This window comes from Corynebacterium sp., from assembly GCF_052107835.1.
Taxonomy (GTDB): Bacteria; Actinomycetota; Actinomycetes; order Mycobacteriales; family Mycobacteriaceae; genus Corynebacterium.
Map to the genome: position 1 here is coordinate 1 of NZ_JBQEDF010000012.1, position 13,049 is coordinate 13,049.

Below are 13,049 nucleotides of genomic sequence, written 5' to 3' on the forward strand. Positions count from 1 at the left end.
ACGGCTACGACGCCGTCCAGATCGCCTACGGCGACATTGACCCGCGTAAGGTCAAGAAGCCGCAGGCCGGTCACTTCAAGAAGGCCGGGGTCACCCCTCGCCGCCACGTGGTGGAGCTTCGCGTCGATGACGCCTCCTCCTTCGAGGTCGGCCAGGACATCACGGCAGAACTGTTCAACGAGGTCATCTTCGTTGACGTCACCGGCACCTCCAAGGGCAAGGGCTACGCCGGCGCGATGAAGCGTCACGGCTTCGCCGGCCAGGGCGCCTCCCACGGTAACCAGGCCGCCCACCGCCGCGTCGGCGGCATCGGCGCCTGCGCCACCCCCGGCCGTGTCTTCAAGGGCACCCGGATGGCGGGCCGCATGGGCAACGAGCGCGTCACCCTGCAGAACCTGAAGATCGCCAAGGTGGACACCGAGTCCAACCTGCTCCTGATCAAGGGTGCCATCCCCGGAGTTAACGGCGGTATCGTCACCGTCAAGACCGCAGTGAAGGGCGGTGCACGAGCATGAGCAATCTGACCCTCAACGTCCAGACCGCCGACGGTGCCACCAACGGCTCGGTCGAGCTCCCCGCGTCCATCTTCGACGTGGAGCCCTCCGTTCCGCTGATGCACCAGGTCGTCGTAGCCCAGCTGGCCGCCAAGCGCCAGGGCACCCACGCCACCAAGACCCGTGGCGAGGTGTCCGGCGGTGGCCGCAAGCCGTTCCGCCAGAAGGGCACCGGCCGCGCCCGCCAGGGTTCGATCCGTGCGCCCCACTACACCGGTGGTGGCACCGTCCACGGCCCGCAGCCGCGTGACTACGACCAGCGGACCCCCAAGAAGATGAAGGTCGCCGCACTGCGTGGCGCCCTGACCGACCGCGTCCGCAACGAGCGTCTCCACGTCGTGGAGGAGCTCGTCGCCGGACAGACCCCGTCGACGAAGGCCGCACGGACGTTCCTCGAGCGTCTGACCGACCGCAAGTCGGTCCTGGTCGTCCTCGGTCGCGAGGACGTCGCCGCGTGGAAGTCGGTCAACAACCTGCCGAACATCCACACCCTGGCCTTCGACCAGCTCAACACCTACGACGTCCTGAACGCGGATGATCTCGTGTTCTCCGTCGAGGCGCTCAACGGCTTCATCGCCGCGGCTGACTCCAAGACCAGCGCAGCAGCGAAGGAGGAGGCCAAGTGAGCACCATCGCCGACCCCCGGGACATCATCGTCGCGCCCGTCGTCTCCGAGAAGTCCTACGGACTCATGGAGCAGAACGTGTACACGTTCCTGGTGAACCCGGACTCCAACAAGACCCAGATCAAGATTGCCGTCGAGCAGATCTTCGGTGTGAAGGTCGCCAGCGTCAACACCCTGAACCGTGAGGGCAAGCGCAAGCGCACCCGCACCGGGTACGGGCAGCGCAAGGCCACCAAGCGCGCCATGGTGACCCTGGTCGCCGGCAGCGATCCCATCGACATCTTCGGTGGTGCGACCGCGTAGCGGCCGTGCACACCGACAGGTAAAGAGAGAGCAGAAGTATGGCTATTCGCAAGTACAAGCCGACTACGCCGGGTCGCCGCCAGAGCTCCGTGTCCGAGTTCGACGAGATCACTCGTTCGACCCCGGAGAAGTCTCTGCTGCGCCCGCTGTCCAAGACCGGCGGCCGCAACGTCCACGGCCACATCACCACCCGTCACAAGGGTGGCGGCCACAAGCGGCGCTACCGTGTCATCGACTTCCGTCGCAATGACAAGGACGGCATCACCGCCAAGGTCGCGCACATCGAGTACGACCCCAACCGCACCGCGAACATCGCGCTGCTGAACTACGCCGACGGCGAGAAGCGGTACATCATCGCTCCCCGTGGTCTGACGCAGGGCACCGTGATCGAGTCCGGTTCGACGGCCGACATCAAGGCCGGCAACAACCTGCCCCTGCGCAACATCCCCACCGGTACGACCATCCACGCTGTGGAGCTCAAGCCCGGTGGCGGTGCCAAGATGGCCCGCTCCGCCGGTGCCTCGGTGCAGCTGCTGGGTAAGGAAGGCAAGTACGCCATCCTGCGTATGCCGTCCACCGAGATCCGTCGCGTCGACGTCCGTTGCCGCGCCACCATCGGCCAGGTCGGCAACGTCGACCAGATCAACATCCGGTGGGGCAAGGCCGGCCGCATGCGCTGGAAGGGCGTCCGCCCGACCGTCCGCGGTGTCGTCATGAACCCCGTCGACCACCCGCACGGTGGTGGCGAGGGCAAGACCTCCGGTGGTCGCCACCCGGTCTCCCCGTGGGGCCAGCCCGAGGGCCGTACCCGCAAGCCCAACCGTCCGAGCGACAAGCTGATCGTCCGCCGTCGCCGCAGCAACAAGAACAAGAAGCGCTAAAGGAGGTAGTTGAGAATGCCACGCAGCCTCAAGAAGGGCCCGTTCGTCGACGAACACCTCCTCGCGAAGGTGGACGTCCAGAACGACGCCGGTACCAAGAAGGTCATCAAGACCTGGTCACGTCGGTCGACCATCCTGCCCGACTTCATCGGCCACACTTTCGCCGTCCACGACGGCCGGAAGCACGTCCCGGTGTTCGTTGACGAGTCCATGGTCGGTCACAAGCTGGGCGAGTTCGCCCCGACGAAGACCTTCAAGGGACACGTCAAGAATGACCAGAAGGGTCGGCGATAGAGATGACTGACACCGCTGTCAACAACGCACGCGCAACCGCCAAGTTTGTCAGGGTCACCCCGATGAAGGCACGTCGCGTCATCGACACCATCCGCGGCAAGTCCGTGGACGATGCCCTGGCACTCCTGCGGTTCGCACCGCAGTCGGCTTCCGAGCCGATCGCCAAGGTCGTCGCCTCCGCAGCCGCGAATGCCGAGAACAACTTCGGCCTGGACCCCGCCACGCTCGTCGTCTCCGAGGCTTTCGCCGACGAGGGACCGACGCTCAAGCGGTTCCAGCCCCGCGCGCAGGGTCGGGCCTTCCAGATCCGCAAGCGCACCAGCCACATCACCGTGGTTGTCGAGAGCCAGAAGGGAAGTGCTCAGTAGTGGGCCAGAAGATTCATCCCCACGGCCTCCGGCTGGGTATCACTTCCGAGTGGCGCTCCCGCTGGTACGCCGACAAGCAGTACGCTGACTACCTCGCCGAGGACATCAAGATCCGCGAGTTCCTGTCGAAGGGCCTCGACCGCGCCGGCATCGCCGACGTCGTCATCGAGCGCACCCGCGACCGGGTCCGCGTGGACATCCACACCGCCCGCCCGGGCATCGTCATCGGCCGCCGTGGCTCCGAGGCCGACCGCATCCGCGGTCAGCTGGAGAAGCTCACCGGCAAGCAGGTCCAGCTGAACATCCTCGAAGTCAAGAACATCGACTCCAACGCGAAGCTGGTGGCACAGTCCATCGCCGAGCAGCTCAGCAACCGCGTGGCCTTCCGCCGCGCGATGCGCAAGGCGATCCAGTCCGCCATGCGTCAGCCTGAGGTCAAGGGCATCAAGGTCGTGTGCTCCGGTCGTCTCGGCGGTGCCGAGATGGGCCGCACCGAGCGCTACCACGAAGGTCGCGTCCCGCTGCACACGCTGCGTGCCGAGATCGACTACGGCACCTTCGAGGCCCACACCACCTTCGGCCGCATCGGCGTGAAGGTCTGGATCTACAAGGGCGACGTCGTCGGCGGTCGCCGCGAGTCCCTGCTGAACGCGCGCGAGGAGCGGCCGGGCCGCGGTGGCGGTAACCGCCGCGAGCGTCCGCGTCGCGGTGGCGCACGCCGTCAGCGCGCAGAGCAGAAGCAGGAGGGTTAACCCATGCTTATCCCCAAGCGCACGAAGTACCGCCGCCAGCACCGGCCGCACCGGTCCGGTGTGTCCAAGGGCGGTAACCGCGTGACGTTCGGCGACTACGGCCTTCAGGCCCTGGAGCCGACCTACATCACCAACCGTCAGATCGAGTCCGCCCGTATCGCCATCAACCGCCACGTCAAGCGTGGTGGCAAGGTGTGGATCAACATCTTCCCGGACCGCCCCCTGACCCAGAAGCCGCTCGGCGTGCGTATGGGTTCCGGTAAGGGCCCCGTGGAGAAGTGGGTGGCCAACGTCAAGCCCGGCCGCATCCTGTTCGAGATGAGCTACCCGAACGAGGAGACCGCCCTCGAGGCCCTCCGCCGTGCCGGCAACAAGCTGCCCTGCAAGGTGCGCATCGTGAAGAAGGAGGATCAGTTCTGATGGCTACCGGAACCCCGGCTCACGAATTCCGCGAGCTCAACAACGAAGAACTGACCACCCGTCTCACGGAGGCGAAGGAAGAGCTGTTCAACCTGCGCTTCCAGTCCGCCACCGGTCAGCTGTCCAACAACCGTCGACTGGGCACCGTCAAGCGCGACATCGCCCGGATCTACACCGTCCTGCGCGAGCGCGAGCTCGGGCTGTCGACCATCCCCGGTGGTGACGACGCATAATGAGCGAGGCAACTGTGAGCAACGAGAACACCAAGGGCGCCCGCAAGGTCCGTTCCGGATACGTGGTGTCCGACAAGATGAGCAAGACCATCGTGGTTGAGCTCGAGGACCGTAAGAAGCACGCCCTCTACGGCAAGATCATGCGCGCGAACTCCAAGGTGAAGGCGCACGACGAGGACGAGACCGCCGGCATCGGCGACCTGGTCCGTATCGAGGAGACCCGGCCGCTGTCCAAGGACAAGCACTTCCGGCTCGTCGAGATCATCGAGAAGGCCAAGTAGTTCCGCTTCCGGGTACTCTTCGTACCCCGGCGGACTCCCTGTCCCGCTTGACGCGGCAGACCCCCGTCCCGGCTTTTGCCGGGGGCGGGGGTTCCGTGCGTTCAGGGGCCGGTGCGCTCACCTGGCCGACTGCTGGTCCCTCTTGCTGATCTTGCCCACCCCGGTCAACGGGAACTCGTCGACGATGTCGATGGCATCCGGCACCGCGAAGCTCGCCAGGCCGTGGTCACGGGCGTACTTGCGCAGGGTGGTGTGGGTGAGACCGGCATCGGTGGATGACACGGAGCCCCGGGGGATGACGAACGCCCGGATCCTCTCGCCGAGCAGCTCGTCCTCCATCCCCACCACGGACACGTCGTGGACACCGGGGTGGGTCAGCAGGACATTCTCGACCGCCTCGGGGGCGATCTTCTCACCGCCGCGGTTGATCTGGTCCTTGGCCCGCCCCACCACGGTCAGCGTCCCGCCGGTGAACACCACGATGTCGCCGGTGCGGTAGAAACCGTCGGAGGTGAAGGAACGTTCGTTCACCTCCGGCGCGCGGTGGTACCGGCGGATCGTGTAGGGCCCGCGGGTCAGCAGGTGTCCCGGCTGCCCCTCCGGGACGTCACGGTCCGCGTCGTCGACGACGCGGATCTCGTCGTGGGGGCTCATCGGACGGCCCTGGGTGGAGACGATCTCCTCGATCGACGCGTCCAACGGCGTGTAGTTCACCAGCCCCTCGGCCATGCCGAAGACCTGCTGCAGGTTCCACCCCAGTTCGGGACGCACCCGTCTGGCCGCCGCCTCGGACAGTTTCGCCCCGCCCACCCACACGGTGCGCACTGCGGAGACGTCGTGGGCGTCGCGCTCCGGGGAGTTCAGCAGGCTGATCAGTGCCGGCGGTACCAGGGCGAGATGGGTCACCCGGTGACGTTCAATCAGGGGCAGGACCGTGGTGGGCATGGGGTCCGGGGCGAACACCATCGTGGCTCCGACCTGGACCGCGCCCAGTATCCCCGGCGAGCTCATCGTGAAGTTGTGGGACGCGGGCAGGGCGACGAGCAGGACGTCGCCGTGTCCCAGGTCGCAGACGTCGATGGAGGCACGGACGGAGTAGAGGTAGTCGTCGTGGGTCTTCGGGATCTGCTTCGGTACCCCTGTCGTCCCACCGGAGAGCTGGAGGAAGGCCAGTTCGTCCGCGCGAACCTCCGCGGGTTCGGGGGCGTCACCGGGCTCGGCGGAGCTCCAGGGATCAGCCGCCTGCTCGTCAACGAGGATCATCGAGACCGTCGGACCGTCCTCCAGCGGTGCGGTGAGATCCCTGTGGACCCGCTTCAGGTGCCGGTTCGGTCGTGCAGTGCTGAGGTAGAACGTGGCGGGGGCATGGGTCGCGAAGTGCCGGATCTCCTGGGAACCGTGCGCGGGCAGGGAGAACACCGGGATCGCACCCAGGCGCCAGACGGCGAAGACCGCCTCCAGGTAGGCCACGGCGTTGGGCATCTGGACGATCACGCCGTCCCCGCGTGAGATTCCCGCCCGCGACAGGACGGTGGATGCCCGGGTCACGCCCTCGTCCAGTTCCCCCCAGGTCACGGTCCGGGACGCGTCGGTGGCGGCGGTGTCGTCCGTCCACGTGTCCGCGGCCCGCCGGAACAGCTGCCAGTGGGTGTCGCCGTTCCATACACCGAGGTCGCGGTAGTGTTCCGCGGCCTCGGCGGGTACGCCGGTGGCGAGCACTCCGGTGCGGGGCTCCGGGCCGGTGGAGATGTCGGGGAGGGTGGTCATGTCAGTGGCTCCAGATCTGCGGTGAGGGCGTCGGAGATGAACGGTGTGATCCGGTCCCATCCGTCCGGGGTGACCAGGCCGGAGTGGGTCGTGTCGAGGGTGAGGTGGGCCGGGGTGCGGCCGAGGGCCCCCGTCCAAGCGGGAACGGGGTCCCAGACGGCGGGCGCGGCAGTGCCGGATGCGGCGCGGGAGGCGGTGACGACCTGGACGTCGCCGGTGAATCCGGTGAGGTCCACCGGGGACGCGGACTGCAGCAGGGAGTCGCAGAATTCCAGGTTGGCCCTGAGGGTCTCCGTCCCCCCGTCGCCGTCTGACGTGCCGGGCATCCCGGCGATGTCGGCGAGCTGCGCGGGGGTGGCTCCGTCCGTGGACGCGGGGCGCGCCGGACCCGTCCCCGCCGGGTAGGCGTCGATGATGCCGAGGTAGGCGACCTGCTCCCCGCGCCGGAGGAGCTCGGCGGTCATGGCCTGGGCGACCGTGCCACCGAAGGAGTACCCGAGGAGACGGTAAGGGCCGTGGCCACGCGCCTGCTGGATCACGTCGACGTAGGACGCCGCCAGCCCGGCCAGGGACGAGACGCCGGGGAGCGGGTCCGGCAGCTGGAGGCCGGTGACCGGGATGCCCGGACCGCCCTTCGCCGTGTCCAACCGGTCGGCGAGACCGCGGAAGGGCAGTGCCAGACCACCGCCGGGGTGGATGCAGAACAACGGTGCCCCGGCCCCCGGGGCCAGCGGCAGGACCTGCCGGGTGCCACCGCCGCCGAGCCGGCCGGCGAGGGCGGCCGGGGATCCGGTCTCGACGATGTCCTGGATGGTGACCTTCTCCAGCCCCGCCCGCCGCAGCCGGCCGAGCAGGCGCATGGCCAGCAGGGAGTGCCCGCCGATGTCGAAGAAGTTGTCGTGGGCACCGACCGTGTCGGTCCCCAGGAGGGTGGCCATGGCTTCGGCGATGGTGGCGGTGGCGTCCGCGTCACCGGCCGGTTCGGCACCGGGGACGGTGTCCCCGTCGGGCTCCGGGACAGCGTCCCCGCGGGTCGGCCCGTCGGTCGGCTCCCACGGTCCGGGCAGGCTGTTGAGCAGGGCGCCGGTGCTGATCCGCGTGTCGGCCACAACGGTCGACAGGACCTGCGCCAGGGTGCGGTGGGCGAGGTCCACGAACCGGGCGTCCACCAGGTCGGGGCGGTGGGCGAGGACGATCCGCAGCGTCGGACCCGGCGGAGCGACCACGGAGAGCGGGAAGTCGGTCATCCCGTCCGCGTGCACCCCGGCCACGGTGATGGTGTCAGGGCTGGTATCCGTCGCCGTCCCGTCCGGCTCCCCGGGGACACCCGGGAAGTTGTCGTGGACCACCAGGGAGTCGAAGAGCTGCCCGTGCCCGGCGAGCCGTTCGATGCGCACCAGCGGGGTGGACTCGTGGGCGGTCATCCCCGCCTGGGTCCGGCCCACGGTGCGCAGCAGTCCGGCGAGGGAGTCGGCGGGGTCGAGGGTCACCCGGGCAGGGAGGGTGTTGATGAACAGGCCCACGGTGTTGCTGATCCCCGGCAGTTCGGTGGGCCTGCCGGACACCGTGGTGCCGAACACCACGTCCCGCGAGCCGGTGAGGGATGCCAGGGTGAGCGCCCACGCCGCCTGGAGCAGAGTGTTCGGGGTGACACCGGCGGCGGACGCCCGGTCCAGCAGGGCGGCCGGGGTGAGTGTGCCCGAGGTGACCTCGTGGAGAGTCTCGCCGGTGACGGTGCCCGCGCGGTCCCGGTCCGCGTCGGTCGGTGGGGCGATCCCCCGGATGAGGGTGCCGCCGGTCAGACCGTTGAGCCGGGCGGACCAGGCGTCCTCGTCGGCGCGGGTGTCCCGGGACCCCAGCCAGTCGAGGTAGTCGGCGTAGGGTGCGGCCTCCGGAAGTGCCCGGCCGTGGTAGACGGCGAGCAGGTCGTGCACCATGACGGGGGTCGACCAGCCGTCCGTGACCAGGTGGTGGTTCCCCAGGGTCAGGCGTGCCGCCGACCCGGGCAGGAGGACGAGTTCCGCGGCGACGAGGGGCCCGTACCCCAGGTCGATGCGACGGCCGGCCATGGTGCGCAGCAGGTCGTCGGCGGCGGAGGTGGCCGCGTCGCCGGGGAGACCGCGCAGGTCCACGGTCCGCCACGGCAGGTCGACGTCCCGCGGGACGAGCTGGACGGGGGAGGGGAGTGTGGAGGTGTCGAAGCGGGCGCGCAGCAGGGGGTGGCGTTCGAGCACCTGCAGGAGGGCGGAGCGCAGGCGTCCGGGGTCGACGGTGCCGCGCAGGTCGATCCCGGCGGCCAGGACGTAGCCGTCGCCGCCACTCTCCGCGTGGAACAGCAGTCCCTCCTGCAGCGGCGACACCGGGAGGACGTCGGACAGGGGGCCGTGGACGCTCTCCCATGCGTTGATGGTTGCCTGGTCAACATCCGGGACGTGGGTGAGGTCGCTGGGGCTGGCGCCGCCGGGTGATGTCCGGGCCAGGACGGCCAGTGCGGTGAAGGCGGGGGTGAAGGACTCGGCCGGGAAGTCCGGGGAGGTGCTGTGGAACCCGCCCGCGTCGGCATCGACGAGCAGGAGCGGGGTCGGCAGCGTCCCACCCCGCAGCGTCATGGCCGTCCGCCCGGTGGCCACGGTCACCGCGGGTGGTGTGACGGTGTCTCCGGCCGGGGAGCGCAGGTGTTCCTTGGCGTGGAGCAGGGACTGACGCGCCCGCTGTGCCGGGGTTCCCTGGCCAGCCGGGAGGGCGGGGATGATCCGCGATCCACCGGGGGCGTCCGACAGTGCCACCGGGCCGTCGACGTTCAGCAGTGCCGCGGCAGCGGCGATCTCCTCCGGTGTCACGGTGAAGAGTGTGGGGAGGTCGCCGAAGATGGCGTCCGCGTCCGGGATTCCCGCAACGTCCGGGGGTGTGACGGGCTCCCCGTGGAGGGCACGGGCCAGCCCGTCCAGGATGTCCCCGGCGGCCACCGGGTCGAGGACCGCGGTGTCGACCGCCACCCGGACCCGGGTCGTCCCTTCGGCGGCGTTGTCCGGGATGTCATCCCGCACGATCCCCAGTGACCAGGGCACCCCGGCCGCCGGGTCGATCAGACTGAGGAGGTCGTCGTCGCCGGTGACCGTGCCGGCGGCCGCGCGCCCGGCGGGCACCGGGGGAACGCGCGGGACGATGAGCCGGGGGCCGTCCGGTGCGCCGGCGTCGAGCACGGCGCGCAGGACGCCGTGTGCCGCCATCATGGTCGCCGCCGCCTCCGCGAGAACATCACGCAGCTGGTCCGGTGCACCGTCCACGGAGATCTCGCCGACGAGGGCGGGGCGGGGTGCGTCACGGAAGGACGACGGCAGCGCAACCGTTCCGGAGTGGATGGTGTCAGTGGGTGTGCGGTCCTCCGCGGTTCCGTCGTCGCGGGTACCGCCCCCGTCCGGCGCCACTGCACCGGCGGAGGATGCGACATGGCGCAGCTCGGTCCCGGTGAGCAGGTCACCGGCCTGGACAGCCACCCCGTCGCGGCGCAGGCGTCCGGCGACGGTCAGGGCACCGATGCTGTCGCCGCCCAGGGCGATGAAGTCACGGTCCAGGGCCACGGCCTCCGGACCGGTGCCCAGCACCCCGGCCACGGCGTCCACCAGGGCCCGCTCGGTGTCGGTCAGGTCTGCTGCGGACGGGTCGTCGGCGCTGTCCCGCCCGTCCTGCTGCGGCCCGTCGTCCTCCGACGCCTGCAGGGCGCGCCGGTCTATCTTGCCGCCGATGGTTAAGGGGAGCCGGTCGTGCACCCGGACGCGTGTGGGGACCAGGTGGCCGGGAACCCGGTCGGCGAGCGCGGCGCGGACATCGAACGACGGTTCCGTGGCCGCAGCCTCCGGTGACAGGGTCACGTGGGCGATCAGCTTGAGTGCCCCCGGCGTCCCGAAGGTGCCCACCGCGGCACCGGTGACCTGCGGAAGTCCCTGCAGGGCGGCCTCGACTTCCCCGGGCTCCACGCGGTGGCCGCGGATCTCCAGCTGGTCGTCCGCACGCCCCAGGAAGTGGTGGGCGCCGCCGCGCGGCCCGGGAACCCAGCGCACCAGGTCCCCGGTCCGGTAGCGGCGGCTGCCCGCGGACGTGCTGAACACGTCCGCGGTCTGCTCCTCCAGCCCGCGGTAGCCGAGCGCGATCTGCGGCCCGGACAGGTGGAGCTCCCCGGTCTCGTTGTCCGGAGCGACCTCCCCGTCGACATCGAGGATCTCGGCGGTCATGCCGGGGACGGGGTGTCCGATGATGACCGGGCCGGGGACGACGGCCGCGGCCAGCGCATCCACCGTCGCCTCCGTCGGGCCGTAGACGTTCCATGCCGCCAGTCCGGGACTGGCGGCGAGCCGGTCCCACAATGACTGCGGAATCGCCTCACCACCGAGGATCACGGTGGACACGCCCGCCCCGTCCAGCACGCCGGACTCGATGAGCGCCCCGGCCAGCGAGGGGGTGGCGTCCAGCACGTCGATGCCGTCGGCGAGCAGTGCGGTGCGCATCAGCCCGGGATCACCGACCGTCCGCGCCGGGTAGAGGTGGACGGTGGCGCCGGTGAAGAGCCAGGACAGCTGGTCGAGCGCGGCGTCGAAGGAGAAGGACGCGGTGTGGGCCACGTGCAGCTCCCCCTCACACCGTGCTCTGGCCCAGGCGTCCGGGTACAGGGTGGTGCGGTGGCCGGCGAGCAGCGCCTCGACACTGGACCGGCTGATCTCCACCCCCTTCGGCTGCCCGGTCGTCCCGGAGGTGTACAGCAGGTAGGCCAGGTCGTCCTGAGCTCCGGTCACGTCGTCGGGGGATACACCGGTCGCGGTGATCCCGTCGGCGTCGAGGACCGCCGTGGCACCGGAGTCGGTGAGGATCCGGTCGCGCCGGGCCTTCGGGTGCCCGCGGTCGAGGATCACGAAGGCCCGGTGCGCACGCCACACCGCGAGGACGGCGACGGCAAGATCCGTGCCCTTCGGCAGGTCGAGGGCGATCACGTCGCCGTCCCCGGAGGACGCGGTGATCCGTCGGGCCGTCCGGGTGATCCGTTGCTGCAGGTCGGTGGCGGGGAGGAACCCGTCGTCGTCGACGAGCCCGCCGGCGGCGCCGTGGCCGCCGATACCGTCGATGAGCCCGTCGAGACCGGGGACGGTGTCCGGCAGCGGGGCGCCGGCGCGCTCGGCGGACGCGGCGGCGACGAATGCTGGATCGCGCAGCCGGATGTCCTTCAGCGGGCCGTCGGCGAAGAGCAGCGTCCGGATGTCCCGGAGCCGCTGGGTGGCGGTGTTGGTGTCCACGCTGTCCGGATCGGTCTCGAAGGCGAGGTCGATGCCTCCGTCCACCGTCGGGGTGACGACGAGGACCAGGTCCTCCGGCGGACCGCCGGCGATGTTGCGCAGTACCCCGGGTGTGCCGTGGAAGTCGAGGGAGAAGTCGAAGGTCTTCAGGTTCAGGCCGATGCCGTGCAGCACGGCCGGGCCGGCGAGTTCCCCCGCCAGGTCGCGGACCAGGTCACTGCCGGGGTAGCGCTGGTGGGTGCGGATGTCGTCCAGTGCAGCGTGGGCGGTCCGGGCGACGTCGGGGACCGAGGCGTCGGCCCGGACGTCGAAACGCAGGGGCTGCATGTTGACCAGCATGGCCGGGGTGCGGCGCAGCGGGCCGGACGTGCGGGCCATCATCGGCATGGCGATCAGGGCCTCGTCGACGGCGTGGCCCATCTTGCGCAGCCAGGCCCCGTAGGCGCCGAGGACCAGGTCCGACCAGACCAGGCCGTGGGCCTCGGCCCGGTCACGCAACCCCGACATCTCCACGGGGTCCATCCGCAGGGTGGTGGTGATGCTTGCGGTCCCCGCACCGTGGACCAGGTCCTCCCGGCCGGTGGTGTCCGGTGCGGGGGTCATCCGGTCCCTGAAGAACTCCCGGTCGGAGCGGTAGGCGTCGCCGGAGCGGTAGGTGAGGTCGGCGTCCACGATCTCGGCGACGGGGGCGAACCTCGGGGGACGCGCTGTCCGCCCTCCGGCGAGTTCCGTGAAGTGCGCGGCTGTACGGCGGGTCAGCAGGGCGGCGCTGTACCCGTCGACGATGAGGTGGTGGTACAGCTGTATGCACCACACGGCGCTGCCCAGGTCGAGGATCAGGAAGCGGTGCAGTGGCCCGCCGGTCATGGTGCGCCACCGTTCACCGCACTCCGCCTTCTCCGCGTCGATGATGGCGGACGCCAGGACGTACGGGTCCGGCACCGTCCCCGGGTCGGAGATGTCGCGGATCTCCGGTCGTGCGGCGGGGGAGGGGTCCACGTACTGGGCGGGTTCGCCGTCACCGGTGAAGCGCAGCCGCAGCGTCTCGGACTCGTCCACCGTGCGGCGTACCGCCTCCGCCAGCAGTGCCGTGTCCACCGGCGCGAGTTCGAGAACCTCCCCGACCACGTAGTACGGCGAGGTGGGGTCCAGTTTCTGCGCGTTCCAGATCCCCCGTTGGGCGGCGGTCAGCGGCAGACGCTGCGGTGGTACCTCGGAGGAGGGGGAGTCGGTCACGGGGGGAGTCCTTTCGGAAGGTGTGGAGAGGCTTACTTCATTCCCGGAGG

12 protein-coding genes are annotated in these 13,049 nt (G+C 70.1%); 10 read left to right on the plus strand and 2 right to left on the minus strand.

Annotated elements, in window-relative coordinates; genetic code table 11:
• From rplC to rpsQ, 10 genes are all read left to right on the plus strand, one after another.
• Positions 1-515 (plus strand): 50S ribosomal protein L3 (gene rplC, locus ACTIL2_RS04740; protein ID WP_442336310.1); only part of this gene is annotated, 515 nt, incomplete at its 5' end.
• Positions 512-1,180 carry a 50S ribosomal protein L4 gene (rplD, locus tag ACTIL2_RS04745; RefSeq protein ID WP_442336311.1) on the plus strand — a complete coding sequence of 223 codons (669 nt, stop codon included), beginning with the start codon at positions 512-514 and terminating at the stop codon, positions 1,178-1,180. The genes rplC and rplD, both read left to right, overlap by 4 nt.
• Positions 1,177-1,482 carry a 50S ribosomal protein L23 gene (gene rplW / locus ACTIL2_RS04750; RefSeq protein ID WP_442336312.1) on the plus strand — a complete coding sequence of 102 codons (306 nt, stop codon included), beginning with the start codon at positions 1,177-1,179 and terminating at the stop codon, positions 1,480-1,482. Before rplD ends, rplW begins: the two co-directional genes overlap by 4 nt.
• Positions 1,483-1,520: 38 nt before the next feature.
• Positions 1,521-2,363 carry a 50S ribosomal protein L2 gene (rplB, locus tag ACTIL2_RS04755; RefSeq protein WP_442336313.1) on the plus strand — a complete coding sequence of 281 codons (843 nt, stop codon included), beginning with the start codon at positions 1,521-1,523 and terminating at the stop codon, positions 2,361-2,363.
• A gap of 15 nt (positions 2,364-2,378) precedes the next feature.
• Positions 2,379-2,657 (plus strand): 30S ribosomal protein S19, encoded by a 279-nt coding sequence (gene rpsS, locus ACTIL2_RS04760; protein ID WP_442336314.1) that lies wholly within the window; start codon positions 2,379-2,381, stop codon positions 2,655-2,657.
• A gap of 2 nt (positions 2,658-2,659) precedes the next feature.
• A complete protein-coding gene (gene rplV, locus ACTIL2_RS04765) occupies positions 2,660-3,025 on the plus strand; it encodes a 50S ribosomal protein L22 (protein ID WP_442336315.1) in 366 nt (121 codons plus the stop codon).
• Complete coding sequence (gene rpsC / locus ACTIL2_RS04770) at positions 3,025-3,777, plus strand: 30S ribosomal protein S3 (RefSeq protein ID WP_442336316.1); 753 nt, start codon at positions 3,025-3,027, stop codon at positions 3,775-3,777. The genes rplV and rpsC overlap by 1 nt, the downstream gene beginning before the upstream one ends.
• Positions 3,778-3,780: 3 nt before the next feature.
• Positions 3,781-4,197 carry a 50S ribosomal protein L16 gene (gene rplP / locus ACTIL2_RS04775; RefSeq protein WP_442336317.1) on the plus strand — a complete coding sequence of 139 codons (417 nt, stop codon included), beginning with the start codon at positions 3,781-3,783 and terminating at the stop codon, positions 4,195-4,197.
• Positions 4,197-4,430: a 50S ribosomal protein L29 gene (rpmC, locus tag ACTIL2_RS04780; RefSeq protein ID WP_442336318.1), complete on the plus strand. Its 234-nt coding sequence runs from the start codon at positions 4,197-4,199 to the stop codon at positions 4,428-4,430. Before rplP ends, rpmC begins: the two co-directional genes overlap by 1 nt.
• On the plus strand, positions 4,430-4,711 hold the full coding sequence (gene rpsQ / locus ACTIL2_RS04785; protein ID WP_312977792.1) for a 30S ribosomal protein S17: 282 nt from the start codon (positions 4,430-4,432) through the stop codon (positions 4,709-4,711). The genes rpmC and rpsQ overlap by 1 nt, the downstream gene beginning before the upstream one ends.
• Positions 4,712-4,828: 117 nt before the next feature.
• Here rpsQ and ACTIL2_RS04790 read toward each other — a convergent pair whose 3' ends face one another.
• Positions 4,829-6,478, minus strand: a complete 1,650-nt coding sequence (locus ACTIL2_RS04790; RefSeq protein ID WP_442336319.1) for a (2,3-dihydroxybenzoyl)adenylate synthase — start codon at positions 6,476-6,478, stop codon at positions 4,829-4,831.
• On the minus strand, positions 6,475-12,999 hold the full coding sequence (locus ACTIL2_RS04795) for a condensation domain-containing protein (protein ID WP_442336320.1): 6,525 nt from the start codon (positions 12,997-12,999) through the stop codon (positions 6,475-6,477). Before ACTIL2_RS04795 ends, ACTIL2_RS04790 begins: the two co-directional genes overlap by 4 nt.
• Positions 13,000-13,049: the final 50 nt, after the last annotated feature.

Excerpts from the sequence above, each read along its gene's own strand:
- rpsQ (WP_312977792.1), top strand. The coding sequence starts at position 4,430 with ATGAGCGAGGCAACTGTGAGCAACGAGAACACCAAGGGCGCCCGCAAG.
- rpmC (WP_442336318.1), top strand. The coding sequence starts at position 4,197 with ATGGCTACCGGAACCCCGGCTCACGAATTCCGCGAGCTCAACAACGAA.
- rpsS (WP_442336314.1), top strand. The coding sequence starts at position 2,379 with ATGCCACGCAGCCTCAAGAAGGGCCCGTTCGTCGACGAACACCTCCTC.
- rplP (WP_442336317.1), top strand. The coding sequence starts at position 3,781 with ATGCTTATCCCCAAGCGCACGAAGTACCGCCGCCAGCACCGGCCGCAC.
- ACTIL2_RS04790 (WP_442336319.1), bottom strand. The coding sequence starts at position 6,478 with ATGACCACCCTCCCCGACATCTCCACCGGCCCGGAGCCCCGCACCGGA.
- rplD (WP_442336311.1), top strand. The coding sequence starts at position 512 with ATGAGCAATCTGACCCTCAACGTCCAGACCGCCGACGGTGCCACCAAC.
- rplB (WP_442336313.1), top strand. The coding sequence starts at position 1,521 with ATGGCTATTCGCAAGTACAAGCCGACTACGCCGGGTCGCCGCCAGAGC.
- rplV (WP_442336315.1), top strand. The coding sequence starts at position 2,660 with ATGACTGACACCGCTGTCAACAACGCACGCGCAACCGCCAAGTTTGTC.